At 21.7% G+C, this 26,785-nt stretch carries 20 protein-coding genes; 12 read left to right on the top strand and 8 right to left on the bottom strand.

Annotated features, from left to right (window positions below; translation table 11 throughout):
* Positions 1-22: 22 nt before the first annotated feature.
* From rsmG to glyA, 7 genes are all read right to left on the bottom strand, one after another.
* On the bottom strand, positions 23-664 hold the full coding sequence (gene rsmG / locus ACTCUI_RS01760) for a 16S rRNA (guanine(527)-N(7))-methyltransferase RsmG (protein WP_463431192.1): 642 nt from the start codon (positions 662-664) through the stop codon (positions 23-25).
* On the bottom strand, positions 654-2,507 hold the full coding sequence (gene mnmG, locus ACTCUI_RS01755; RefSeq protein ID WP_463431190.1) for a tRNA uridine-5-carboxymethylaminomethyl(34) synthesis enzyme MnmG: 1,854 nt from the start codon (positions 2,505-2,507) through the stop codon (positions 654-656). The genes rsmG and mnmG overlap by 11 nt, the downstream gene beginning before the upstream one ends.
* 72 nt (positions 2,508-2,579) lie before the next feature.
* Positions 2,580-3,212 carry a hypothetical protein gene (locus ACTCUI_RS01750; RefSeq protein ID WP_463431188.1) on the bottom strand — a complete coding sequence of 211 codons (633 nt, stop codon included), beginning with the start codon at positions 3,210-3,212 and terminating at the stop codon, positions 2,580-2,582.
* Between the two features lie 173 nt (positions 3,213-3,385).
* The gene (locus ACTCUI_RS01745; protein WP_463431186.1) at positions 3,386-3,841 is read right to left on the bottom strand and encodes a nucleoside deaminase; all 456 of its coding nucleotides are present in this window, start codon (positions 3,839-3,841) and stop codon (positions 3,386-3,388) included.
* Between the two features lie 20 nt (positions 3,842-3,861).
* Complete coding sequence (locus ACTCUI_RS01740; protein WP_463431184.1) at positions 3,862-4,437, bottom strand: thymidine kinase; 576 nt, start codon at positions 4,435-4,437, stop codon at positions 3,862-3,864.
* A gap of 54 nt (positions 4,438-4,491) precedes the next feature.
* The gene (rpmE, locus tag ACTCUI_RS01735) at positions 4,492-4,752 is read right to left on the bottom strand and encodes a 50S ribosomal protein L31 (RefSeq protein ID WP_463431182.1); all 261 of its coding nucleotides are present in this window, start codon (positions 4,750-4,752) and stop codon (positions 4,492-4,494) included.
* A gap of 169 nt (positions 4,753-4,921) precedes the next feature.
* Entirely contained in the window at positions 4,922-6,175 is a 1,254-nt protein-coding gene (gene glyA, locus ACTCUI_RS01730; RefSeq protein ID WP_463431180.1) for a serine hydroxymethyltransferase, read from the bottom strand.
* An 816-nt stretch (positions 6,176-6,991) separates the two neighbouring features.
* On the opposite strand from glyA, the gene nrdE reads away from it, so the two are divergent.
* From nrdE to ACTCUI_RS01700, 6 genes are all read left to right on the top strand, one after another.
* Positions 6,992-9,478, top strand: a complete 2,487-nt coding sequence (gene nrdE / locus ACTCUI_RS01725; RefSeq protein WP_463431178.1) for a class 1b ribonucleoside-diphosphate reductase subunit alpha — start codon at positions 6,992-6,994, stop codon at positions 9,476-9,478.
* Positions 9,479-9,589: 111 nt separating this feature from the next.
* Positions 9,590-10,966 carry a chromosomal replication initiator protein DnaA gene (gene dnaA / locus ACTCUI_RS01720; protein WP_463431176.1) on the top strand — a complete coding sequence of 459 codons (1,377 nt, stop codon included), beginning with the start codon at positions 9,590-9,592 and terminating at the stop codon, positions 10,964-10,966.
* A gap of 41 nt (positions 10,967-11,007) precedes the next feature.
* Positions 11,008-12,144: a DNA polymerase III subunit beta gene (gene dnaN, locus ACTCUI_RS01715; RefSeq protein WP_463431174.1), complete on the top strand. Its 1,137-nt coding sequence runs from the start codon at positions 11,008-11,010 to the stop codon at positions 12,142-12,144.
* Between the two features lie 25 nt (positions 12,145-12,169).
* Positions 12,170-13,012 (top strand): hypothetical protein, encoded by an 843-nt coding sequence (locus tag ACTCUI_RS01710; protein ID WP_463431172.1) that lies wholly within the window; start codon positions 12,170-12,172, stop codon positions 13,010-13,012.
* 16 nt (positions 13,013-13,028) lie between these two features.
* Positions 13,029-14,045 carry a tryptophan--tRNA ligase gene (gene trpS, locus ACTCUI_RS01705; protein ID WP_463431170.1) on the top strand — a complete coding sequence of 339 codons (1,017 nt, stop codon included), beginning with the start codon at positions 13,029-13,031 and terminating at the stop codon, positions 14,043-14,045.
* Between the two features lie 228 nt (positions 14,046-14,273).
* Entirely contained in the window at positions 14,274-15,389 is a 1,116-nt protein-coding gene (locus ACTCUI_RS01700; RefSeq protein WP_463431169.1) for a hypothetical protein, read from the top strand.
* Positions 15,390-15,691: 302 nt separating this feature from the next.
* On the opposite strand, the gene ACTCUI_RS01695 is transcribed toward ACTCUI_RS01700, so the two are convergent.
* Entirely contained in the window at positions 15,692-16,882 is a 1,191-nt protein-coding gene (locus ACTCUI_RS01695; protein WP_463431168.1) for an NAD(P)-dependent malic enzyme, read from the bottom strand.
* 410 nt (positions 16,883-17,292) lie between these two features.
* Here ACTCUI_RS01695 and nusA point away from each other — a divergent pair, with 410 nt between their 5' ends.
* The 6 genes from nusA (at position 17,293) to ACTCUI_RS01665 (ending at position 26,477) form a co-directional block, all read left to right on the top strand.
* Positions 17,293-18,360 carry a transcription termination factor NusA gene (nusA, locus tag ACTCUI_RS01690; protein WP_463431167.1) on the top strand — a complete coding sequence of 356 codons (1,068 nt, stop codon included), beginning with the start codon at positions 17,293-17,295 and terminating at the stop codon, positions 18,358-18,360.
* A 116-nt stretch (positions 18,361-18,476) separates the two neighbouring features.
* Entirely contained in the window at positions 18,477-20,282 is a 1,806-nt protein-coding gene (infB, locus tag ACTCUI_RS01685) for a translation initiation factor IF-2 (protein ID WP_463431166.1), read from the top strand.
* Position 20,283: 1 nt separating this feature from the next.
* Positions 20,284-20,631: a 30S ribosome-binding factor RbfA gene (gene rbfA / locus ACTCUI_RS01680; RefSeq protein WP_463431165.1), complete on the top strand. Its 348-nt coding sequence runs from the start codon at positions 20,284-20,286 to the stop codon at positions 20,629-20,631.
* A gap of 89 nt (positions 20,632-20,720) precedes the next feature.
* On the top strand, positions 20,721-23,069 hold the full coding sequence (priA, locus tag ACTCUI_RS01675; RefSeq protein WP_463431164.1) for a replication restart helicase PriA: 2,349 nt from the start codon (positions 20,721-20,723) through the stop codon (positions 23,067-23,069).
* Positions 23,070-23,674: 605 nt separating this feature from the next.
* Positions 23,675-25,123 (top strand): MATE family efflux transporter, encoded by a 1,449-nt coding sequence (locus ACTCUI_RS01670; RefSeq protein ID WP_463431163.1) that lies wholly within the window; start codon positions 23,675-23,677, stop codon positions 25,121-25,123.
* Between the two features lie 67 nt (positions 25,124-25,190).
* Positions 25,191-26,477, top strand: a complete 1,287-nt coding sequence (locus ACTCUI_RS01665; RefSeq protein ID WP_463431162.1) for a glucose-6-phosphate isomerase — start codon at positions 25,191-25,193, stop codon at positions 26,475-26,477.
* Positions 26,478-26,785 lie beyond the last annotated feature (308 nt).

Below are 26,785 nucleotides of genomic sequence, written 5' to 3'. Positions count from 1 at the left end.
AAAAATAAAAAACCAAGTTTACTTATTCAAAAAGTAAATTTGGTTTTTTATTTTTTTGAAACAATAAATTAACTCTTTTACCTAAATTTTCAGGTAATTCAAAAAAAAATTTATTTTTTAATTTAAAATGATACATTTTATTTATATTTTGTAATTCTTTTTCGTAAGAAGGACCTTTCATAGCTATAAAATTACTTTTATCTTTAGTTACAAAAGAAGCTAATTTTAAAATTAAATCTAATTTCCCTAAAGCTCTTGCGATAACACAATTATATGTTTCTTTATGTTTTTCAATTTTTTCTTGAAAAACATAAACATCTGACAAATTTAAATGTTCGATTAATAATTTTAAAAAATTAGTTTTCTTGGAAGAAGAATCAATTAAAAAAACTTTTAAATTAGGGCATAAAATCTTTAAAGGAATCCCAGGAAAACCAGCACCTGATCCTAAATCTAATAAATTTTTTATTTTATTAAAATTTAAAATTTTAGAAATCAATAAAGAATCATAAAAATGCTTTAAATAAAAATCTTTTTTTTCCACCAAAGAAGTTAAATTAATTTTTTGATTATAACTCATTGAAAATAAATAATATTTTTTAAACTGTTTTAATTGAAAATCATTTAAACAAAATTCTTTTTTCAATAAATTTTCAAAAAACATTTTTATATTTTCTTAAATAAATATTTAAAATAGATATATCAACAGGATTAACTCCTGAGATTCTAGATGCTTGACCTAAGTTATCAGGTTTAATTAATATTAACTTTTCTTTCGCTTCCATAGATAAATTATTAATTTTATTATATTCAATCTCTAAAGGTATTTGAAGTGTTTCAAAACTTAAATTTTTTTGAACTTCTTTTTCGGCCTTCAAAATATAATCTTCATATTTAATCTGTATCTCTGTTTGTTCTAAAACTTCTGAATCATATTTTTTATTCAAGAAAAAATCTATAATTTTAATATTTAATTCATTTCTTTTCAATAATTTATATAAACTCATTTTTTCTTTAATAGAAGAATTATATTTTTTAAGAAAATTTAAATTTACTTCATTAGGGAATACAATAAATTCTTTTAAATCTTTTTTCAAATCTTCTATTTCTAACCGTTTTTTTTCTACTTTATCATAAATACTTTTATCTATTAACCCTAATTTATATCCATAAGAAGTTAATCTTAAATCAGCATTGTCATGTCTTAAAAGCAAACGAAATTCAGCTCTAGAAGTTAAAAGACGATAAGGTTCTGTTGTCCCTTTATTAATCAAATCATCAATTAAAACTCCAATATAAGCTTCATTTCTTTTTAATACTAAATTTTCTTTATTTTCAATTTTTAAACCAGCGTTTATACCAGCCATTAAACCTTGACAAGCAGCTTCTTCGTAACCACTAGTTCCATTTAACTGACCAGCCAAAAATAAATTTTCAATCTTTTTAGTTTCTAAATTATATTTTAATTGATTAGGATTAAAAGCATCATATTCAATAGCATAAGCATATTTAGTAATTTCTGCTTTTTCTAAAGCAGGAATTGTTTGTAAAATTTGCTTTTGTACTTCCTCAGGAAAACTGGTAGAAAGTCCTTGTAAATACATTTCATTTAATTCTAAACTTTCTGGTTCAATAAAAATTTGATGACTTTCTTTATCACAAAAACGAACAATTTTATCTTCAATAGAAGGACAATAACGTGGTCCTTTACCTTCTGCATAACCACCATACATAGCAGATTTATCTAAATTTTGTTTTATTAAAGCATGAGTTTTTTTATTAGTATGTACTAAAAAACAAGGTTCTTGAAACCCTAAATCTTTAATCACAGAAGGAGAACTAAAAGTTTGTAAAATATCATCTCCTAATTGAATTTTTGCTTTTGAATAATCAATAGTATCTTTCTTAACTCTCGGAGGAGTTCCTGTTTTTAAACGAACAATTTCAAAACCATAATCTTTTAATTGTTTGCTAATACCATAAGTAGTAGGACTATTGTTAGGACCTGAACTTATTTTTTTTTGACCAATTAAAATACTGCTCGCTAAATAAGTTCCTGCTGTTAAAATAACTACTTTACCATGAACAATAGTTTGATCTGTTAACTGAACACCTTTGACTTTATTATCATTTATAACTAAATTATTAACAAAACCTTCTAATAAAGTTAAATTAGGTGTTTTTTTTAAAATTTCTAAAATAATTTGAGGATATTTTAGTTTATCTATCTGCGCTCTTAAACTTCTAACAGCGGGACCTTTGGAAGTATTCAACATTTTAACTTGGATTTGTGATAAATCAGCTGCTTTACCCATGATGCCTCCTAAGGCATCTATTTCTCTGACAACAACTCCTTTAGCTGGACCTCCAATAGAAGGATTACACGGTAAAGAAGCAATTTGTTTTAAATTACCTGTAATTAAAACTGTTTTGTGTTTTTTAGCCAAAGATAAAGCTGCTTCAACGCCTGCATGACCCCCACCAACAACAATACCTTCGAAAATCATTTCTTTTTATCCTTTCGATAAAAAAATTTTTTAATCAAGACAAAAATAAAATTCAAAAAATATTTTTCTTTTTCATATAGATGATTCTATAAAATATAATCTTTGTTTTTTTGAAATTTCTTCAAAAACTTTAGCGCCTAAAAAAAATTTAACTTCCTGCATTGTTTTTTTTAATAATTGTTTTTTATAATCTTGAAAAATTTTTCTTTGTTTAATATTTATATAAAAGAATAAAAAAATAAAATTTGAAATAAAAGTAATAAAAAAAATTAAAAATTTATTCTTTTGAGCGAATTCCTTGTTTAAACTAAATAAAACAAAAATAAAAAACAAAGAAACAAAAATATTTAAAAAAGAAAAAACAAAATTTTTATTAATTATATTCAAACGTTTATTCAATAATGTTGAAAGAAAATTCATATAAATAATATTAATTTCTTTTTGATATAATATCTTGAACTTTTGATAATAATCTTCATCAACGAAAACTCTATAAACATTATCTACAATACTCCAAATAACATATTGTTTCATATCTAAAAAATAAGAATTATATTTACTTTGTTTTAAAAAAAAAAATTCAATTTTCTTTTCTTTTCCATTTATATCATATATTTCAAAATGGAAAGGTTTTCCTTCAATAGAATTAAAAATAAAAGGAAAAAGTTGTATTTTATTTGTTTTATTTTTAAAAAAATTTATCATCTTGTTTATTTTCCCTATTTTTATATTTTCTCATTACTTAAAAAATCTTCTTAAAAATCACCATCCACATATGATTAAAACTTATGGCTGCTACAACCAAATCCTGACCAGATTCATTTTTTATCACATTGAATGGTGATTTTTAAGAAGATTTTTTTACAAAATAAAAAATTTTATTTTCTAAGATTAGCAAAAAATTTTTTTAAAATATACTCGCTTTCTTTTTCTAAAAAATTAGATTTAAAAGATATCTTAGAAAAAAAATTATTATCTTCTTTTAATAAATAAAAATTACTATTCAAGCCTAACCTTATATTAGGAATGCTATAATATATTTTCTTAATTCTTACTTGAATTAAGGCTCCCATACACATTATGCAAGGTTCTAAGGTAGTATAAATTATTATATCATTAAATCTATAATTTTGAAATTTTTTATTCAATTTTTTTAAAATCAAAAATTCAGCATGACCAAAAAATATTTTATTCTTCTCGACATTATTATGAGATCTAGCAATAATTTTATTATTTAAAACAGCTACAGAGCCAACAGGAACTTCGCCTTTTGCAAAAGCTTTTTCAGCTTCTTTAAAAGCTTCTTTCATAAAAAAAAATTGTTTGTCTTTCATACGAATTTATTCTTTTAAAATTAATTTATAAACTTATGACATTTTCTACAACGTGGTTCATGATAATTTTTACCACCCACTAAAATAATAGGATCGGTCGCTTTAGGTAACATACCATTAACTATTCTTTGAGTTCTATTCGCTTCTTTTCCGCAAACAACACAAGAAGACTTTAGCTTAATAACTTCATCAGCAATTGATAATAAATATTTCATAGAACCAAAAGGTCTTCCGCAAAAATCAAGTTCTAAACCACTTACAACAATATGCATTCCTTGGTAAGAAAAATCATTTAAAATTTTTTCAATTTCTCCATCTAAAAATTGTATTTCATCTATGAATAAAGCTTCAACGTCTTTTTCTACAAAATTTAAAATATCCTTACTATTTTTTATAATTAAAGAAGGAATAGTTTTAAAATCATGAGTTATTAATTCATTTTGAGAAGAATAACGATCATCAATTTTAGGTTTAAAAACTAAAAATTTAATACTTAAAGATTTAAATAAATTAATTTTTTCAATCAATTTTGTTGTTTTTCCTGAAAACATAGGCCCACAAATGATCTCAATAAAACCTTCATTTTTAAAAAGCATTTTTTTCTCCGACTAAAACCTTTTATTTAATCACAATTTAATTCTTTTAAAAAATTATTTGTTCTTTGTTTCCTTTGAATCTGTTTCATTCGAATCTATTTCTTTTGATTTTTTAACATTATAACGTTTATGAAACTTATCTACCTGTCCAGCTACAGTTACAAAAACCTGTTTACCAGTATAAAAAGAATGACAATTAGAACAAACTTCAATTTTAATTTGTTTAGCGACTGTTCCGATTTGATGTTTATAATGACAAGTAGCGCAATCTACTTCAATTTTTGAAAATTCCGGTTGTTTTAATTTTTTTTTCATAAAATAAAATTCCTTAATAAATTTCTATATAAATTTATAAAACTATATTTTTTTTGAAATAATTTTTAATCTTTTTATATTAAATAAAATACAAAAATAAAATTATAAACAAACATCATTTTTTATTATAACATTATAAAATTAAAAAAAATAACAAAAGAATTTAAAATTATTTTTTATTATAAAAAGGAAATTTTTTAGTTAATAATAATACTTTTTTCAAAACTTCTTGAACAATCTCTTTATTTTGATAATTATTTAAAATTTTATCTATTAAATAAGCAGTTTCGATAAATTCTTTTTCTTTAAAACCTCTTGTTGTCATAGCTGGGGTTCCTATTCTAATACCACTAGCATTAAAAACTTTTTCTGTTTCAAAAGGAATAACATTTTTATTAACAATAATATTAACTTTTTGTAAAATCTCCGAAACTATTTTACCATTTAAATTAGGATGTTTATGTTTTATATCGATCAAAATTAAATGATTTTCAGTTTTTCCGCTAACCAAACGATAGCCTAATTTAAGAAATGTATTTGCTAAAACAATTGAATTTTTTAATATTTGTTGTTGATAAATTTGAAAATCGTCTTGCAAAGCTTCTTCAAAAGCTAATGCTTTAGCAGCTATAACATTCATTAAGGGTCCTCCTTGTATTCCTGGAAAAACACCCTTATTTATTTTTCTCATAATTTCTTCATTATTACTCAAAATAATTCCTCCTCGAGGCCCTCTTAAAGTTTTATGAGTTGTCGAAGTAACAACATCAGCTTGCGCCAAAAAAGGACAAGGATGAAGTCCAGCAGATATTAATCCGGCAATATGAGCAATATCAACCATTAAATAAGAATTTACCTCATTAGCAATTTTTCTAAATTCTTGAAAATCAATAATTCTAGAATAAGCTGAAGCTCCAGCTATAATTAATTTAGGTTTTACTTGATGTGCTATCTCTCTAACTTTTTGATAATCGATCATTTCCGTTTCACGGGAAACGCCATAACTATAAGAACGAAAAAACTTACCCGAAAAACTAAACTTAGAACCGTGCGTTAAATGCCCTCCATCATTCAAAGACATCCCTAAAATAACATCACAAGGTTTTAATAAAGCTTGAAAAACTGCCATATTGGCTTGAGAACCTGAATGAGGTTGAACATTCACAAATTTAACATTAAATAATTTTTTTAATTTTTCAATAGCTATTTTTTCTATTTCATCAATATATTCGCAACCATCATAATATCTTTTTTCGGGATAACCTTCTGCGTATTTATTTGTTAAAACACTTCCTTGAATTTCTAAAATAGGTTCGGAAACAAAATTTTCAGAAGCAATTAAATTTAAATTTTGTTCTTGTCTTTTTTTTTCTTTAATAATGATGTCAAAAATTTCAGAATAATTTTTTTGATAAAAATTCATTTTTATGACTTCCTTAATATAATTTTGAAAAAAATTAAAAAAATACATTTTAAATTATTCAAAATTTTAATATTTTAATTTATTTTATTTTTCGATTTTATATTTTTATAAGAATCTTATTAATTTTAGCAAAAATTAACATTTTTTTATTCTTAAAAAAAATAAAAAAACTTAGTCATATATTTAAATTTTTGACTAAATTTTTTTTAAAAAAATATTCAAACAATAAAACGGTTTTAAAAAAAGATTCCTTAATAAAATAAAAAATTCCTAAATAATTTTAGTATCTTTTTATTCTTATTTTTTTATTATTTTATTCAAAATTAAAAAAACAAAATAAAAAGAGAATGAAAAATTTAAAATAAAAAAGAAAAAAGTTAGGAATATTTTATTTTAATTTTAAAAAAATATGACTAAATTAAAATAAAATATTCCTAACTTTATAAAAAAAGTTCCTAACTTTAAGAAAAAAGTTCTTAAATTTTTTATTAAAAAAAATAAATTATATATTTTTAAACCAATAAAACGCTTAAAATAAAAAAAATAAAAAAACTTATTCACATTTTTTAACATCTACCAATAACAACAATTTAATATTAAAATAAATAAAATTAATTATTTTTTAAAGAAATATTTTTAATTTTCTTAATTAAAAAAATATAAAATATTTAAACAAACCAAAAAATATATTTCTTAATTTTTTTCTTTTTTTAAAGTTATAATTTTAATATATAGAGAATATTTTTTTTATTTAAAAAAATAAAAATAAATTTTTAAATAAAATAAAAAAATTCCCATAATAAAAGGTTGAATTAAATGAATGCTTCAAAATTAAAAATAGTTTATGATAGTTACGCAAAAGGAAATGTTTCCGATTTTGTTAAAGAATTATCTGAATATAAATCAGAAAAAATTGAAGAATTTAAAAATAATAATGAAAATATTTTTTTAATAACCAAAACAATTAAATTTGGAGAAATTCCAGATAAAACTAAAAATTTTTTAAAAAAATATTCACATTTAGTAATAGGTGTGGCTGTTTCAGGAAATAAAAATTATGGAAAAAATTTTGGAAAAGCAGGAGATTTAATTTCTCAAAAATATAACATCCCTTTAGTGATAAAATTTGAAGGAAAAGGCTTCAAAGAAGATATTATATATACAAAAAAATGGTTAAAAAATTTTTTAACTCAAAAAAATCAAAATTTTCAAAACAGAATACCTTCTTATATAATTCTTAATAATCAAATAATTGATGAAGAAGGAAAAATAAAAGATTTAGAAAAAGATAAAGAAGCCTTGAAATCTTATTTTAAAGAAGAAATAAATCCTAAATTAAAAAAATTCACTACTTTAAAAGAAAAAATAAATTTTTTGATAGAAAATGATTATTATGAAGAAAAATTTTTAAAACAATATAGTTGGGAAGAGATTAAAGAAATTTATAAAATAGCCTATAATCAAAATTTCAGTTTCCCTTCTTTTATAGGGGCTTTTAAATTTTATAAAGATTATGCCTTGAAATCCCGTGATAGAAAAAATTACTTAGAAACTTATGAAGATCGTTTATCTATTAATGCTTTATTTCATTCTTCTGGTAATTTTGAATTAGCGAAAAAAATTATTAAAAATTTAATTAAACAAAATTTAACCCCTGCTACTCCAACTTTACTTAATACAGGTTTAAAAAAAAGAGGAGAATTTGTTTCTTGTTTTTTATTAGAAGCCGGAGACTCTTTAAATGATATTTCTCGTATTATCGAATTTTCTATGCAACTTTCAAAAATTGGTGGTGGAGTTTCGGTTAATCTTTCCAATTTAAGAGCTAAAGGTGAAACTATAAAAGGCATTAATAATTCATGTAAAGGTATTATTGGAGTCGCCAAATTACTAGATCATGCTTTCAGATATGCAGATCAAATGGGACAACGTTTAGGCGCTGGAGCTATTTATTTAAATGTTTTTCATGCTGATATAGAAGATTTTTTAAATTCTAAAAAATTAAATTCTGATGAAGATGTACGTCTTAAAACTTTATCTTTGGGAGTTGTTATTCCTGATAAAATGATTGAATTGGCCAGAAAAAATGAAAAAATGGCACTTTTTTATCCTCATACTGTTTTTCAAACTTATAATTTGAATTTTGCTGATATTGGTGCAGAAATGGATAAATGGTATGATGTTTTATTACAAAACCCTAAAGTAAGAAAAAAATTTATTAATGCAAGATCTTTGTTAGAATTAATTGCTCAAATACAAGGGGAAAGTGGTTATCCTTATTTAATGTTTTGCGATAACGCTAATGCAGTTAATACTCTTGAATCAAAAATTAAATTTTCTAATCTTTGTACAGAAATTTTACAACCTACTATTACTTCTCATTATGCTCCTTATCATGAAAGAGACAAAGAAAAGATCGGAATGGATATTTCTTGTAATTTAGCTTCAGGACATATGGGCAATATGATTAAAAATAAAGAAATTAAAGAAACAGTTTTCGCTGCTATGGAAATTATGAATTCAGTATCTAATGAAACACATATTAAACATGTACCGGCCGTTTATAAAGCTAATAAATTAAATAGAAGTGTAGGTTTCGGTATTATGGGTCATCATGGTTTTCTTGCTGAACAAATGATTGAATTCGGTAGCCAAGAAAATATTGAATTAATTGATGTTTTTTTCAATATGGTAAATTATTATTCTATTTTACATTCTTGTTTGAAAAGCCAAGAAACAGGACAAAAATTCTTTCAATTTGAAAAATCTAAATATGCTAGCGGTGAATATTTCCAAGACAAAAAAGCTATTTATCCGAAATTACCTAAAATTAAAAAAATTTTTGAAGGAATGGAAATTCCCTCAGATCAAAATTGGTTAACTTTAAAAGAAAACGTTATTAAATATGGTTTATATAATTCTCATCGTTTAGCAGTCGCTCCTAATGGTTCTATAGGTTATATTATGTCTGCTACTCCATCTTTAACACCAATCAAACAGTTAGTCGAAGAAAGAACTTATGGGAATTCTAAAACTTATTTTCCTGTTCCGGGTTTAGCAGATTATGCTTTTATGTATAAAACAGCTTATAGAATGGATAAATTTAAATTAATAGATGTTATTGCGACAGCTCAAAAACATATTGATCAAGGAATATCATTTGAATTGTGTATTCTTTCTGATGTAACTACTAGAGAATTACAAAGATATTATTTGTATGCTCATCATAAAGGGATAAAAACTCTTTATTATACAAGGACTCAAAAATTAAAAGTTTTTGAATGTATTAGTTGCGGAATTTAATTTAATTATTGATTTTAAATTAGTTATTATCAGAAAATTTTAAAAATTTTCTGATAATTTTTTTAAAAAAAATTTCTTTTATTATAAATAATTTTTTAAAGGTAAATTTAAATGGAAGAAAAAAAATTGTTAAACAATGAAATTTGGGAATATATTTTAAAGGATTTGTCTCTTTTATATAACGAAAAAGTTTTTGAAGAAACTTTCTCTAATATTCAATTGTATAAAGTAGAAAATGAAATTTTTTTTATTTTAGTCGAAAATGAATTTATTAAAAATAAAATTTCTCTTATTTATTTAGATAAAATAAAAAAAATTTCTAAAAAGTATTTTGAAAAAGAAATATTTTTTAGATTTATTTCTAAAAAAGAAATGAAAAAAGATCTTGAAAAAAATTTCTTAAAAAAAGAAGAAAATAATAAAATGGATAATTATTATCAAAGAAATTTTGGTTCTAATTTAGATTCTAATTATACTTTTGATAATTTTGTTTCTGGTTCTAGTAATGTTTTTGCCTTTGAAATGGCAAAAAAAATAGCCAATTCAGAAAGAGCAGAAATAAATCCTTTATATATTTTTGGTTCAGTAGGTTTAGGTAAAACTCATTTAATGCAAGCTATAGGAAATCATATTTTTAAAAAAAATCCTAATAAAAAAGTTTTATATATTAAAGCGGATGGATTTATTGAAGATTTTACTAATAAATTAAGAAAAGAAAGAATAGATGAATTTAATCATAAATATAGAAGTGTTGATGTTCTTTTAGTAGATGATATACAAATAATGGCTGAAGCTAATAGAACTCAAATGGAATTTTTTAAACTTTTTGATTATCTCAATTTAAATAAAAAACAAATAGTAATTACTAGCGACAAAAGTGTTTTAGAATTAAATAATATTATGGAAAGATTAACTAATCGTTTTAAAGCAGGATTAGTGGTAGATATTAAAAAACCTGATGCTAAGCATCGTCTTGATATTTTAAAAAAAAAATTTGTACTTCAAAAAGATAGCGGTATACAATTAAAAAAAGAAATTTTAAATTTGATTTCTTCTCATTTTTATGATAATATAAGAGAAATGGAAGGAGCTTTATTTCGTATTTTAAATTATTTTCAAATTTATAATTTAGAAATTAATTTAAAAAATACTAAAGAAGCCTTAGAACCTTTATTAAAAAATAAAAAAATCTTATCTAAAGAAGAAATAAATACTGAAAAAATTAAAAATATAATTAGTAAATTTTATAATATTAACATGAGAGATTTAATTGGAAAAAAAAGAAATTCAAAATATACTTTACCTCGTCATCTTACTATTTATTTTTTGAAAAAAATAAATAATTTATCTTATAAAATGATAAGTTTTATTTTTGATAAAAAATATTCTTCTGTTTTTAAAGCTTATAAAAAAATTGAAAAAAAAATTGAAAAAAATTTAGAATTACAAAAAGTTATAGAATTAATTTTAAAAAAAATAAATGATTAAAAATTTTTGAAATTATTTTAAGGAAAATAAGAAATTGAAATATGAATTTCGAAATTAAAAAAGAAGTTTTTTTACATTACTTGCTACAGATTCAAAAAATATTACCTCAAAAAACTTTTTTCCCTATGTATTATTGCATCAAAATGGATTTAAAACAAAATGTTTTATTTTTAGAAGTTAATAATAATCATATTGTTGTCAAAATAAAAATAGAAGATGAAAGTTTGAAAGTACAAGAAGAAGGTGTTTTAGTTGTATTAGGTAAAAATTTTGTTGATATTATTAAAAAAATAGATTATTCTTTTATTAAAATAACTTCTGTAGAAGATAAATTTTTAATTCTTAAGACCGACGCTTCTCAATATAAATTAAAAATAATGGATTTAAATAGTTATCCTTTGATTAATTTTGATTTTGATTATCAAAATTTTTTTCAAATAAAAACAGAATTATTTAAAAAAATAATTAAAGAGACGAGTATTATTTCTTCTAAGGATAAACAAAAAAATGTTTTAACAGGGGTTAATTTAATTTATGAATCTCCTTTTTTAACGGCTATAGCTACTGATTCTTTTCGTTTAGGTCAAAAAAAGTTAGAATTGAATATAGATTATCATGATTTTAATATTATTATTCCTGGTAAAAGTTTAGAAGAATTAGTTAAATTATTAGAACAACAAAAAGATGATATTGTTCAAATATCTATTACAAAACAAAAATTTTTTTTACAAACAAATTCTTTATTTTTTCAATCATCTCTTTTGGAAGGCGATTATCCTCAATTTCCTTCAATTAAAAAAGAAAATTTAGTTCATTTTTTTAAATTAAATAGAAATAATTTGATTAAAGTTTTAGATAGAGTGTCTTTATTTTTGCCTAAAGAAAAAAATTTTATTGATAATTTTGTAGAATTTAAAATTTCCCCGAATAATAAATTAGAAATTTCTTCGGATAGCGAAGAAATAGGCAATGCTTTAGAAGAATTTGAAATTTTAGAATTTTTTTTTGTTGATGAAATAAAAACTTTTTTTAATGTTAAATATTTAGAGGAAATTTTAAAAATTTTTTCTAGCGAAACAATAACATTTTTTTTTGAAAACCCTTCTAAACCTTTTCTTATTATGTGCGAAGAAGATGAAACAATTTTATATTTAATTTTTCCTTTTTATTTTAAATAATTATCGGATGTAGGAATTTTTTATTATGATTAAAAAAAAATTAATAAAAAAAGAAAAAAAAATAAATTCTTTGTTTAAAATATTTAATTTCAAAACAAAAATTTATTTTTTATTTCTATTTTTATTAACTTTTTATACATTTGTAATCGACATAATCAAATATGTAAATGAAGAAAATTATTTTTTTAGAAGGTTTTTGTATTATTTTACTAATCAAACAATTTTTTCTATTTTATTAATTTTATTTTCTTTTTTTTTCAAAATAAAAAATAAAAAAAAATATTCTATTTTTATTTTTGTTGTTGCAGTAAACACTTTATTAACTTTTTTTGTTTTTAATTTTTTTTTACATCCTTTTTGGCATACAGGATATGATCAAAAAACAAAACAATTAAATATTTTGATTAAATTTATGACAAAACGTGAAAAAGGTTGTTATTGGTTTTTTGATAAAAATTTTATTAGTAGTTTACAACATATATTCATCCCTTTATTTTATTTTGTCTTTTTTTTCTTTTTTCTTCCCTTTAAATTGGACAAGTTGAAAGAAAAAATTTATATTTTTGCGTACCCATTGATTTATTTATTTATCTTTTTTTTAATTTCTTTATTTTCTAAACAAACTACCTTGTACTGCAAAAACCAAATAGATCAAAACATAAAATCTTGTTGGTTTCCTTATCCTAATATTCAATGTCCTGTTCATGGTAATGTTTTGTTTAATAACATATCATTTGATTCTCATTTTTGCTCTCATATAATAGTTCTTTCGAGAATAGTTGTTTTGACTTTATTTTTTGCTATTTTTTTTCTTTTTATTTTTGATTTAAAAACGAAAATAAATAAAAAAATTATAAAAAAAGGTTGATATATTCAAAAAAAATATGATTTCTAAAAAAAAAAGATTAATTACAGGAATTAAACCAACAGGAGAGTTAACTTTAGGCAATTATTTAGGAATAATTAAACCTTTAATTTTTTTCCAAAATAAATATCAAAATGAATATGATTTTTATTTTTTTATTGCTGATTTACATGCCTTAACCGATTTTCAAGAACCACATATATTAAAAAAAACAATACGTCAAATAATATATCTTTCTTTAGCGTCGGGGTTAGAATTAAATAAAATTAATTTATTTGTTCAATCAGAAATTCCACAACACACTTATTTAAATTATATAATGGAATCTAATTCTTATTTAGGAGAGTTGAATCGGATGATTCAATTTAAAGAAAAGAAAAATTCTTTAAAAAAAGTAAGAACATCTCTTTTAACTTATCCTCTTTTAATGTCTTCTGATATTTTGCTTTATGATGCCGATGTTGTTCTTGTAAATCAAGATCAAAAACAACATTTAGAATTGACTCGTGTTTTAGCTACTCGTTTTAATAATTTATATGGTAATACTTTTGTTGTGCCTCGATTTTTACAATTAGGTTCTATGATTAAATCTTTGACAGAACCTAATAAAAAAATGAGTAAAAGTTCTTTTAAAAATAATTATGATAATAAAGGTTGCATTTTTCTTTTAGAAGATTTAAACAACATAAGACAAAAAATTTTAAAATCAGTTACTGATTCCGATAATAATATTAAATATGATTTGGATAAAAAACCTGGTTTAAGCAATCTTTTAAATATTTATACTTCTTTAAAGAATTGTGATTTAAATTATACTGTTGAATATTTTAAAAATTTTTCTTATAAAGAATTTAAAGAAAAAGTTGCTTCATTATTAGTAGAAGAAATTAGGATTATTCAAAATAAATTTTATGATTTGGAAAAAAATATTGATTTAGAACAAATTTTAAAAAAAGGAACTCAAAAGGTTAAAATAATAGCTGATAATAAAATAAAAGAAGTTAGAAAAAAAATGGGTATAGATATTAATTCTTAAAATTAATTTTTTGAATTAGTAATTTTTTATTTTAGTGATATTTATTAAATTTATTTTTTTATAAGATATTTTTTTTATATAAATCAAAATATTTATAAATTTGGATGTAATATTTATTTCGAATATAAAAATCTTTTGTCAAAAAATTAAATAAATAAAACTTATTATATAATAATAGTGGGTATGTATTTATAAATTACCTTTAGAAAAGATGATAGATATTTTATAATGAAAAAGAAATTTTTGAAAAATAAAATAATTGTTTTCAAAATATGTATCTTAATATTTGTTATTTTGTTTTTTTTGTTTAATATGTTTTTGATTTCCGCTAATAAAGATGAAGAAGGATCTAAAAATAATTCTCAATCTACAATTGAAAAAAAAATTTCTTTAAATGAAAAGCATAATAATGAAATTTTATTAATGGAAAAAGATATTTCTCAATTAGAAGAAAAATTAATTTCTTCAATGTCTCAAGAAGGAACTATTCCTGAAGTTAAAAAACAAGCTAGTGATTTACTTGATAGTTATTTTTTGAAAAATTTTAAAATTCGTTTAAAAATGTTGAAAACTAAAATTGAAGAACAGAGTATTAATAATAAAACAACAAATTTAATAGAACAAATGAATATCATTACCCTAGAATTTAATCAAATGAAAAATAAAATAAATGAAATTATAAAAAATTTATTTAAACAAAATATTTCTGAAGAAGAGTTTCAAGCAAAAATTGATTATATTTTAAGTGATAAAGAAGCCGATGATGGAATGATACCGTTGAAATATATTATTTTAAGAGAAAATATACTTAGACACGGATATCAACGAGATAATAGAAATGCTTTACAATTTGAACAAATTTTAGATAATTATAAAAAAGAAATAAATCGGCTGCAATTAGAACAAATATTTCATGAAAATAATTTAAAACAATCGATAAAAGAATTAAATGATATTTTAATAAAAGATATTGAATCCGAGAAAGAAATGAATATTAAGGAAAACTTAAAATGGGAATCTTTTGTTAAAAATAAATTTGTTAGAAATGATGAATATATAAAGTATCACAATGAATTAGAAAAAATATATGTCAAAAGACAAGAAATTATTCAATCTGTTGGTAATGCTAAATTCAAATTAGGCAAAGCTAAAAGTGAATTAAATTATTATAATGTTGAAATAAAAAAATTACAAAAAGAATATCAAAAAAGAGGGGAATGTTTTGTTGTCTTCTTCGGAAAATTAAGTAATAAATTTAAACATTTAAATAAATTTAAAAAAAATCCAGAATTAGATTTAAAATATATTGAAGATCAACTTAAAGAAGTTTATAATATCGTATAAAATAAAAAATATAAATTATTTAAAAATTTTTTTATTTTATTGAAATTTAATTATTTAACGTGTTATTAAAATATTTTTACAAAAAAATAAAAGAAATTGAATGTTTTTTTATTTCAATTTCTTTTTTTGTAAAAATATTTATTTATATATTTCATTTTTTTTAAAAAAAAGACTAGTTTAAAAAAATAGTCTTTTTTATTATCGTTAAAGATGGGTTTATTTACAAATTTTTAAAATAATCCATAATTTTTATAGAAACATATTATTTTATTTATTATTTCTAATTATTTTTTTAATTTTAATTAAGAATTTTTATATTGTCTAGTCATTTTAGTTTCTACAGCTACTTTAGCAACAGCTTTAGCTACTATTTCTGTTACTTTTTTGTTAAAAATAGAAGGAATTATATTATTTTCATTTAATTCATTTTCTGGAATAACAGAAGTTAAAGCATAAACAGCAGCTATTTTCATTTCTTCTGTAATTTGAGTTGCTTGAACATCTAAAGCACCTCGGAAAATACCTGGAAATACCAAAAGATTATTAATTTGATTTGGGAAATCTGAACGTCCTGTAGCAACTACTTTAGCATTTCCTTGTTTAGCTTCATCATACATAATTTCAGGAACAGGATTAGCTAAAGCGAATACAATAGAATTATGATTCATAGTAGAAACCATTTCTGAAGTTAAAAGTTTAGGTTTGGACACCCCAATAAAAATATCTTTATTTTTAATAATTTCTTTTAAAGAACCAGATTCATTATTTTTATTAGTTAATAAAGCTATTTCTTTTTGTATTTCATTTAACCAAGGACAATCTTTTTGAACGACACCATTTTTATCTACTAAAATTATATTTTTAGGTTTCAATAAAAGAAGCATTTTAGCAATGGCTATACCAGCAGAACCTGCTCCATTAATAACTATTTCTACATTTTGAATATTTTTTTTCACTACTTTTAAAGCATTTAAAATTCCTGCACTAACAACAATAGCTGTGCCGTGTTGATCATCATGAAAAACAGGAATATCTAATTTTTCTTTTAATTTTTTTTCAATATAAAAACATTCTGGTGCTTTAATATCTTCTAAATTAATTCCACCAAACATTGCAGGTATTTTAGAAATAATATTAATTATTTCATCTGGATCTTGAGAATCAATGCATATAGGAAAAGAATCTATATTAGCGAATGTTTTAAATAAAGCAGATTTACCTTCCATTACTGGAATTGAAGCTAATGCTCCTATATTGCCTAAACCTAAAACAGCTGATCCATTAGTAATAACAGCAACATTATTTCCTTTTGTTGTATACTTATATACATTTTGTTCATTTTGAGCAATTTGAAGACAAGGTTCAGCAACTCCAGGAGTATAAACTAAAGTTAAATCTTTTAAATTATTAATCGGTAATTTAGCATTTATTTCTAATTTACCTTTTTTTTGTTCATGAACTTTTAAAGCTTCTTCTTTTATATTGAAAGACATTTTTATTTTAAAAACCCCTACTAATAATAATTTTTAATATATAAAAATTAAATTAATCTATAATTATTTTTTAATTATTTGAAAAAAAAATTATATTTTATTTTCTTTTTATAAAAAACAACATAAATTAAATCAACATTATTATTATAAATAAATAAACAAAACAAATGCAAATAATAGATGTTGAAATTTATAATATTTTTTTAATAAGTTAAACATATTTTTTAAATTATAGTTTGGGGAAACACCATAAGAGGACTAATATTTTTTATTATTATTATTTATTGTTTTATCCAAATAAAAATATTAAAAAATGATAAAATAACATATGCACTTTTATTTTAGTTTTAAAATTGAAATTTGTTAAAAACTCAATTTTAAATTATTTAAGGAAAATAAAATTAAATTATATGAAAACTAAAGATTTTTTAAATCATATTGATCAGTTAGCTATAGAACATGAATTGACTAGAGAACAAATTTTAGAAGCTTTTGAAAAAAGTTTAATTTCTGGTTGTAAAAAAAATTATCAAATTAAAAGTTGTCAATTAATTTTTAATAAAAATTATGAAGAATTATCTTTGTATAAAGAATATTTAGTAGTAGGACCAGATGCAGCAGCTAAAGAAGAAAATATTGATGAAAATATTAATATTAAAAAGATTACTTGTGTTAATTTAGAGGAAGCTCAAAAATTAAAAAATAATCCACAAATAGGCGAAATTATTAAAATTAAAGTTGATCCTAAAGAATTTAATTTTTATGCTAGCAAAGATTTTAAAAATAAATTTAATGAAGAAATAATTAGACATAAAAAAGAAAATATTTATAATATTTTCAAAAATTATGAAAAAAAATTAATTGTTGCCAAAGTAGTTTCTATTAAAAAAAATCTTTGTGTTTTAGAATTAGAAAAAGAAGTTCAGACTGTTTTATTAAATAAAGATAAATTAGATAATGATGATTTTGTAGTAGGCGAAAGAATTCAAGTTTATGTTGTTGAGGTTAAACAAACTACTAAAATGCCTAAAATTTTAGTTAGTCGTACCTGCGTTGAATTTGTTCTTGAAATTTTTAAAGAATTTATTCCCGAAGTTCAAGAAGGTATTATTGAAATTATGGGTATTTCTCGTATTCCTTCAACTAGAGTAAAAGTAGGTGTATTATCTCATAATTCTAATATAGATGCTATAGGTTCTTGTATTGGAGCAAAGAGCACTAGGATAAAAAATATTATTAATGTTTTAAAAGGCGAAAAAATAGATTTATTTTTATGGAGCGATGAACCCAAAGAACTTATTGCTAATGCTTTACAACCAGCTAAAATTAGTCAAGTTGATATTCTAGATTTAGAGAACAAAAACGCTTCTGTTTTGGTTAATGAAGATCAAATTTCTTTAGCTATTGGTAAATCCGGGAATAATGTTCGATTAGCAGCTCAAGTTATTAAATGGAATATTTCTATTAAAAATACTTAATTTTTTAATATATTTTTATTATATTGTGCATTTTTAAAATATTTTTTTGAAATAATTATATTCAATTATATATCTATGAGATAAAAAAATCTAAGAAGGAGAGAAAATTCTAAAATATGAATAAAAAAAAAAAAGACAATAACAATTTTCATACAGAAGATATTAAAGTTAAAAGTTATTTATTTAATCCTAAACATACTGTCCAAGATTTAGCTAATATTTTACAAGTTTCTAATATTTTTTTAATTAAAAAATTTATAGAATTAGGTATTAAAACAAATATAAATCAAGTTTTAACTAAAGAAGAAATAGAAATGTTAGGATTAGCTTTAAATATTGAAATTATTTTTGATTCTTCTAAAGATTCTTCTAAATCAGATTCAAACAAGAAATTAGAGAATCATAATTTGACTCGAAGAGTACCTATTGTAATTATTATGGGTCATGTAGATCATGGTAAAACTACTTTATTGGATGCCATTCGAAAAACTCGTTTAGTGGATAAAGAATTTGGTGGTATCACACAACATATCGGTGCTTACGAAATAAATTATGATAATCAAAAAATTACTTTCATAGATAGTCCTGGGCATGAAGCTTTTTTTCAAATGCGTTCTCGTGGGGCTCAAGTAACTGATATTTGTCTTTTAATAGTTGCTGCTGATGATGGAGTTAAACCACAAACTATTGAATCTGTTAAACATGCTCAAAAAGCTAAAGTTGAAATTATTGTTGTTATTAATAAAGTAGATAAAAATCATAATAAAAAAGAAAGTATTATGACTGATTTATCTAACTTAGGTTTGATTCCCGAAGAATGGGGCGGTACAACATCATATGTTGAAATTTCAGCTTTAAAAAAAGAAGGAATGGATCGGTTATTAAAAGTTATTTTACTAATTAGTGAAATGAAAAATATTCAAACTGATTTAACTAAAGTTGCTAAAGGAGTTATTTTGGAAGCTAGTTTAGATAAGAATAAAGGTCCATCAGCCACTTTACTTACTTCTCAAGGGATTTTAAAAATTGGAGATGTTATAGTTGTAGGCGATAATACTTACGGTAAAATTCGTTCTATTGAAGATGATTTAAAAAATAGTTTCAAAGAGGTTTATCCTTCTCAACCTGTTTTGGTAACAGGATTATATTCTGTACCTCAAGCAGGAGATCTTTTTGAAGTAGTAGAAAATAAAAAAATAGCGAAGCAAATTATTGAAAGTAAACAAAATCTTTTGAAAGAACAAAATAAATTTCTTGATAAAGAAAACAGTCATATGTATAATAATGTTTTAGTGTCTCAAAAAGATAACGAAAATAAGTATTTAAATATTATTGTAAAAGCTGATACTCAAGGTAGTTTAGAAGCTATTGTTGAATCTTTAGAAAAATTAAGTGTTCAAGATATTAAAGTAAATATTTTGAAAGTTTCAGTTGGAACAGTTACCCTTAATGATGTTGATTTTGCTAAACTTTTTAATTCTTGTTTAATTAATTTTAATACACCTGTTAGCAATTCTATAGTTAAGGCTGCTAAAAATCTTAAGGTTGATATGAAAACTTATAATATTCTTTATAAAATGATTGATGATGTAAAAGATAAATTAAAACAATTAGTAGATCCTGTTTTAGAAGAAAAAGCTACTGGTAAAGCTAAAATTCAAAAAATATTTTCTATAAGTTCTATAGGTACTATTGCAGGTTGTTATGTTATTGAAGGAACAGTTTTTAATAATTCTATAGCAAAAGTTATTAGAAACAATAAAGTTATTTTTAAAGGTAAAATTGTTTCCTTGAAACATTTAAAAAATAATATTTCTAGTTCTTCTCAAGGACACGAATGTGGTATTTTATTAGATAATTTTAATGATTTTCAAATTGATGATATAATAGAATCATCTAAAATAGAGAAAGTGATAATTTGAAATGAATAATATGGTTATTAAAAGAAGAGCTAATATCATTCATAAATTGTTAGTTGATATCATTAATGATGTTATTAAAAATGATCGTTTAGGTTATATTAGTTTAACTGGTGTTGATTTATCGAATGATTTATCTTTTTGTAATGTTTTTTATACTATTTTAAATGATAAATCTGAATTTTTAGATTTAACTCAAGAACTTTTAGAAAAAAATAAAAAAGAAATCCGTTTAAAATTAGCTAGTCAAATCAAAAATATTAAAAAAATTCCTGATTTAATATTTAAATACGATGAATCTTTAACTTATGGCAAAAAGATTGATAAACTTTTAGATAATATTAAAAAATAATGAAAATAATAAAAAAGGTAAATTAGTAAATTTATCTTTTTTATTTTATAATTTGAAAACATTTACAAATTATATAAAAGGTCCAATATATGTTGTATGCAGAAGTTATAGTTGATAATAAAATTCCTAATTTAATGCAATATTTTGATTATTTGATACCTCAAGAGTGGGAAAAGATAATTAAAAAAGGAATGAGAGTTATTGTTCCTTTTGGTTCTAAGAATACTTATCGTTTAGGATATATTTTCAAACTTAAAGAAAAAAGTTTTTTTGAAACAAAAACTATTGTAGAAATTTTAGATAAAGTTCCTTTTTTAAATGAAGAACTTTTTTTATTAGCTGAAGAAATGTTAAAAATCCCTTTTATGAATACTTCTTTAGCATATAATGTCATTATACCTAGAAGTTTTTTAAGCACTTATATGAGACAAATTACAATTTTGCAAGAAAAAGAATTACCTTTGCAAATTAAAGAATATTTAGTGAAAAAAAAAGGACTTTTAACTTTAAAAGATAATTTTCTTTCAAAAGATAAATTATTAGAATTGCAAAAAAGAAAAATTATTAATTCAAAGATTATAATTTCTAAAAAAGATCATCGTCCCAAACTTTTAAATTTTTATTATTTAAATCCTTGTTTGAAAGAAATACCAAATCTTAAATTAACTACTAAACAACAAAAAATTATTCAAAGTTTAAAATATTCTATAACTAATAATAAAATTTATTTTTATTCCAAAGAAGATATTTGTAAATTTTTGTCTTCAGGCATGTTAAAAAAACTTGTAGAACAAAAAATTATTTTAATTCAAAAAAAAGAAGTTTTTCAAAAACCAAAAGAAATAAATTTAAATTTAGTTAATTCTTTTGTTTTAAATAAAAAACAAGATTATGTTTATAAACAAATCTGTTGGGATAGTTATAATAATTATTTATTATATTATGATCAATACGAAGATAAGATAGCAATATATTTAAAATTAATTCAAACTGCTTTACAAAAAAAAAAGCAAGTTTTAATTTTGGTAGCAGAAATAATTTTAATCACTTCTTTAAAAGAACAAATTCAAAAATATTTCTCTAATATTGATTTAGCTATTTTAACAAATGAGTCTGATTTAGCAGAACATTATCAAAAAAATCAAGATATCCAAGACCAAAAAATTTTTATCGTGATAGGGACTAAAAAAGTTATTTTCGCTCCTTTACAAAAGATAGGAGTTTTTATTGTTGATGAAGAAAATGATGAGTCTTTAATTGAAAAAGATAAAACTCCTCATTATGATGCTAAAGAATTATCATATATTCGTGCTCAATACCATAATATTCCTTTGATTTTTTTTACAACAATGCCTTCGACCGAAAGTTATTTACGTATAAATCAGAAACAAATTATTTTTTTTGATTTAACAAAAAAAAACAAAAAGATGATGCAATTAATTGATATGAAACAAGAATTAAAACAAGGCAATTTATCCCCTTTATCTTCTGTTTTATTAGAAAAATTAACTAAAAATATAAAAGAAAAGAAAAAAACTATTTTATTTATTAATATTTTAGGTTTTGCTCCTTTTGTTTTGTGTCGTTTTTGTGGTTATGTTCCAAAATGTGATAAATGCCGCCAAAATTTAGTTTTTTTTCATCAACGTTATATTTTAAAATGTACTTTTTGTCATTATAGTCGACCATTTAATCCTGAATGCCCTTCTTGTTCTAATTCTTTATTAAAAAATGTTACTTTAGGCATTGAATATATTTCAATTTTTTTAAAAAAACAAATACCTTCTGTGAATTTAGCAATTATAGATTCTAATTCTATTAAAACATTATCTCAATATCAAAATATTTTAAAAAAATTAGATAATAATGAAATTGATCTTTTATTAGGAACAGAAATGGTTGCTAAAAATTTAAAATTACCTTCTATTGAAACAATAGGAATTTTGATGGTAGATGCTCTTTTGAATATTCCTCATTTTAAGGCAACAGAAAAAACTTTTCAATTATTAATGAAAATGTCTAATTATCTTTCTGATGAAGGAAAAATGATAGTTCAGGGTTATAATATACAACATTATACTCTTCAAAAAGCACAATATTATGATATTTTTTCTTTTTTAGAACAAAACTTAAAAGAAAGAGAATTAACTAATAATCCTCCTTTTGCTTTTTATAGCAAAATATTAATTTCTCACGAAAATTATTTAAAAGTTTCATCTATTGCTTCGAAAATAAAAGAAATTTTAGAAAATCATTTTTGTCATAAAATTAAAATTTTAGGCCCTACTTATCCTTTAATTTTTTATAAAAATAAAAATTATAGAGTTTTGTTAACTTTAAAATATAATGATTGGCCTTTAGATTTAAATTTTATTATTGAGCAAAATTTCAATGAAGATGCTTTGCTATTATTCGATCGTTTTGCCTCCATAATTTAATTATGTTTATTTTTATTATCATTTAGAATGATAAATTTAAATTTTTTGAAACATGGAAACTTTTCATGTTATCATTAAAAATAGAAATAGAACCTCTTGGTGGAGGTTTTTTGTTTATACAGATATTAGTGAAAGTTTCTTAAAATGAAATATTATCATTTTTAAAATAAAACAATTTAATAACTTATGAATTTTGAGTATTGATTGTTTTTAATTTACGAAAAAACATAAATTATCGGAAATTGAGTTTTTTTTGAAAAGTTTTATATAATAAATAAGGTAATGTATAAACACTAATTAAATTAAATGTAAAGAGAGGGCGTTACAGAGAAATATATATCAAAAAAATATGCTTATTTAGAATTGTTACAATAAATTTGTAAATAAATTCATTTTTGATTTTGAATTCCTTTTTAATAAAAAAAGAAAAAATTAAAATTACTTATTAAATAACTATTAATTTTAAAGTTTTATTTATTTTTTAATTATTTTAGTTTACGATAAATGATGTTTTTATAATTTTTATAAATTTTAACAAAAAACATAATTTATTTATTTTTTGGATTTATAGTAAAATAAATAAGTAAGGTAATAAATTATTTTATATGTTGAAAAAAAAATCTACTTTTGAAAAACCAAATGAATTTGATTCTCAATTTAAAAAAGAACGACCTATTTGGATAAGTTTAACTATTTTGGCTTTTCCCGTTACTTTGTTTTTATTATTTCAACATTTAGGTTCTACTATAGATTATTATATTTTAGGAGATACTGTAAAAAAAAATACTAATATAACTTTAAATTCTGCTATTACTTATATTAAACAAATTAAAAAAGTGCTCCAAAGTATAGCTGTATCTTTATCTGGAGCTGGTGTTGTTTTTGTAGCTAGAGAATATAAACAAAAAAATTATGAAAAAGCTAGACAATACGCTACTTTATCTTTTATTATTGCTTTTTTAGGTTCTTTTGGTATTTTTTTTATTTTTTATTTAGGAGCTAATTTACCTTCTAATTTGGGTAATATTTTTTTTAATAAAAAATATCATTCTGATGGAGGATTTACATATTATACTATTTCTTTATTAACTTTTGTTTTTATTACTATAAATTCTGTTTTTATTGGTTTAGAAAGATCTAAAAATAAAAATACTTTTGTTTTATTTTTGAATATTTTAAATATTAGTTTAAAGATTTTTTTTACTTTTTTATATAAACATATTAAAGGATTGAATATTACACTTATTCATTTAGCTTGGACCGATTTTTTATCTAATTTTATTATTTTTCTTATTGTTTTTTATTTCATATTTCAACCTAAAAATGATTTTAGACTTCAATTTAATAAATTAATTTTTTCTAAAGATATTATTAAAAATATTTTAAAATTATCAGGTGTTTTAGTTATAGGAAAAACAACTTATGAAATTGGTAAAAAATTTGTTAATGATATGGTTACAAGTTATTATGGCAAAGAAATGATATCTATAATGGGTTTTGTAGCAGTTGTTAATGGTATTATTTATTCTATTTCTCAATCTTTTGAAGATGCTGAATTAGTAATGGTTTCGCAAAGGACAGAACAGGAAAAAAATCAAAAAACTTTAAAAATTTTTAAAAATGTTTTTGTTATTACCTTAATTATTGGTGCTATTGGTATTTCGGTTAATACATTTTTTGGAGAAGATTTGTTAAAATTTTTAACAAGAACAGATAATAAAGATCAATTGACAGGTTTTCGACAATTTTTATTTTTTGAACAAATGTCTTTATTTACTTCTATTTGGGCTTCTATGATGATGATTTATATCATGTCTTACAAAAAGAAAGCTTATATTGTGATTTGGTTAAATATTTTAAGAATTACAACAAGAATGTTTTGTGTCTGGTTTTTTCATTCATTTATTTCTTCAACAATAATAAATGATTATCAAAAAATCGGTTTAAGTATAGTTGTTAGTAATATAGTTGTTTTATTAGTTACTATTATTTTATTTATTTCTTTTATTAAGAAACAAAAAAAAATAGAAAAAATAGAATTGGACCCAAAATAATTGAATATAATTCAAACATATTATATTTTTATAAACAAATAATTTAATTAATAAAAGGTGTTTTAATATGAAATTTAAATTAGATATACAAGGTATAAAAAATTTTTTAGATTGGAATAAAGAAAGTTCTTTGATAAAATCTCAAATTCTAAAAATACACGACAAATTAAATAAAGATGATGATTTAAAAAATAAATATTTAGGTTGGTTAACTTTACCTTTAGATCGAAATACTATTTCAAATATAAAAAAAATTCAAAACTTAAGAAAATTAAATGAAGATTTAGAAGTTTTAGTAGTTATAGGAATCGGAGGTTCTTATTTAGGTGCTAAAGCAGGTATAGAATTTCTTCAAACACCTTTTAATAAAACTAAAACAGAAATTATTTTTGCTGGACATCAAGTATCAGGAAATTATTTAACTAATTTAATTCGTTATTTAAAAAATAAAAAATGGGCTATTAATGTAATTTCTAAATCAGGAACAACTTTAGAACCTTCTTTAACTTTTAGGATTTTAAAACAAGAAATCGAAAATAAATACGGCAAAGAAAAAGCAAAAAAAAATATTTTTGTTACTACTGACGATACAAAAGGTTTTTTATTGAATATCGCTCAAAAAGAAGGCTACGAAACATTTTTTTTACCGAATTCTATCGGAGGTCGTTTTAGTGTTTTAACTCCTGTGGGTTTTTTGCCTTTTATTTTTGCGGATTTAGATGCAAAAGCTATTTTAAAAGGGGCTTTGCAAGCTTATCAAGATACTCTAACTAATGATTTTAATAATAATTTAGCTTATCAATATGCAGTAGCTAGATATTTAATGTTTACTAAATTAAATAAAAAGATAGAATTATTTGTTAGTTATGAACCTCATTTAAAATCTTTTGCTGAATGGTGGAAACAATTATTTGCAGAGACAGAAGGAAAAGAAGGCAAAGGTCTTTTTGTTAGTTCAGTAAATAATTCTACAGATTTGCATTCTTTAGGTCAATTTATTCAAGAAGGTCCACGAATAATGTTTGAAACAATTTTGAATATTAGTAGTGTAAAAGATGATTGTTTGATTCCTATTATTGATAAAGATTTAGATAATTTAAATTATTTATCAGGGAGATCTTTTTCTGATATAAATCAAAAAATTTTAAGAGCTACTAAAGAAGCGCATATAGAAGGCGGAGTTCCTAATATAGAAATTGTTATTCCTCGTTTAGATGAGTATTCTTTAGGTTATCTTATTTATTTTTTTCAAAAAGCTTGTGTTATGTCTTGTTATTTAATAGAAATTAATCCTTTTGATCAACCAGGGGTTGAATTTTATAAAAAAAAAATGTTTTCTCTTTTCAAAAAATAAAAATCCATATTGTTATAATTTTTTAAAATAAATTGATTTTTAATACCAAAAAGACTAGTTAAAAAAACTAGTCTTTTTTTATTTTTAGAAAAAAAGAGGGTTTAAACGCTTTTTAAAAACGGAACATTTAGATAAGTTTATAATAAGTCAAACTATTTATTAAAAAAAATAGTTTGACTGATTTTTTTGCCTAAAAATAGTTAAACGGGAGTGTGTTGTTGAGTTGGTTGTGCACTATTAAATTTATACAATTTTAAGTTAAGGGTTGAACTTTATCAAAAACTAGACATTCAAAATGTTGCGTTCTA

It is taken from the genome of Brinjal little leaf phytoplasma, from assembly GCF_978563805.1.
The sequence above is the reverse complement of the archived record's forward strand: the minus strand, read 5'-3'. Positions and strand labels throughout refer to the sequence as shown.

Bases quoted from the DNA above. Each gene is read 5' to 3' on its own strand.
- rsmG (WP_463431192.1), bottom strand. From the start codon at position 664: ATGTTTTTTGAAAATTTATTGAAAAAAGAATTTTGTTTAAATGATTTT.
- mnmG (WP_463431190.1), bottom strand. From the start codon at position 2,507: ATGATTTTCGAAGGTATTGTTGTTGGTGGGGGTCATGCAGGCGTTGAA.
- ACTCUI_RS01750 (WP_463431188.1), bottom strand. From the start codon at position 3,212: ATGATAAATTTTTTTAAAAATAAAACAAATAAAATACAACTTTTTCCT.
- ACTCUI_RS01745 (WP_463431186.1), bottom strand. From the start codon at position 3,841: ATGAAAGACAAACAATTTTTTTTTATGAAAGAAGCTTTTAAAGAAGCT.
- ACTCUI_RS01740 (WP_463431184.1), bottom strand. From the start codon at position 4,437: ATGCTTTTTAAAAATGAAGGTTTTATTGAGATCATTTGTGGGCCTATG.
- rpmE (WP_463431182.1), bottom strand. From the start codon at position 4,752: ATGAAAAAAAAATTAAAACAACCGGAATTTTCAAAAATTGAAGTAGAT.
- glyA (WP_463431180.1), bottom strand. From the start codon at position 6,175: ATGAATTTTTATCAAAAAAATTATTCTGAAATTTTTGACATCATTATT.
- nrdE (WP_463431178.1), top strand. From the start codon at position 6,992: ATGAATGCTTCAAAATTAAAAATAGTTTATGATAGTTACGCAAAAGGA.
- dnaA (WP_463431176.1), top strand. From the start codon at position 9,590: ATGGAAGAAAAAAAATTGTTAAACAATGAAATTTGGGAATATATTTTA.
- dnaN (WP_463431174.1), top strand. From the start codon at position 11,008: ATGAATTTCGAAATTAAAAAAGAAGTTTTTTTACATTACTTGCTACAG.
- ACTCUI_RS01710 (WP_463431172.1), top strand. From the start codon at position 12,170: ATGATTAAAAAAAAATTAATAAAAAAAGAAAAAAAAATAAATTCTTTG.
- trpS (WP_463431170.1), top strand. From the start codon at position 13,029: ATGATTTCTAAAAAAAAAAGATTAATTACAGGAATTAAACCAACAGGA.
- ACTCUI_RS01700 (WP_463431169.1), top strand. From the start codon at position 14,274: ATGAAAAAGAAATTTTTGAAAAATAAAATAATTGTTTTCAAAATATGT.
- ACTCUI_RS01695 (WP_463431168.1), bottom strand. From the start codon at position 16,882: ATGTCTTTCAATATAAAAGAAGAAGCTTTAAAAGTTCATGAACAAAAA.
- nusA (WP_463431167.1), top strand. From the start codon at position 17,293: ATGAAAACTAAAGATTTTTTAAATCATATTGATCAGTTAGCTATAGAA.
- infB (WP_463431166.1), top strand. From the start codon at position 18,477: ATGAATAAAAAAAAAAAAGACAATAACAATTTTCATACAGAAGATATT.
- rbfA (WP_463431165.1), top strand. From the start codon at position 20,284: ATGAATAATATGGTTATTAAAAGAAGAGCTAATATCATTCATAAATTG.
- priA (WP_463431164.1), top strand. From the start codon at position 20,721: ATGTTGTATGCAGAAGTTATAGTTGATAATAAAATTCCTAATTTAATG.
- ACTCUI_RS01670 (WP_463431163.1), top strand. From the start codon at position 23,675: ATGTTGAAAAAAAAATCTACTTTTGAAAAACCAAATGAATTTGATTCT.
- ACTCUI_RS01665 (WP_463431162.1), top strand. From the start codon at position 25,191: ATGAAATTTAAATTAGATATACAAGGTATAAAAAATTTTTTAGATTGG.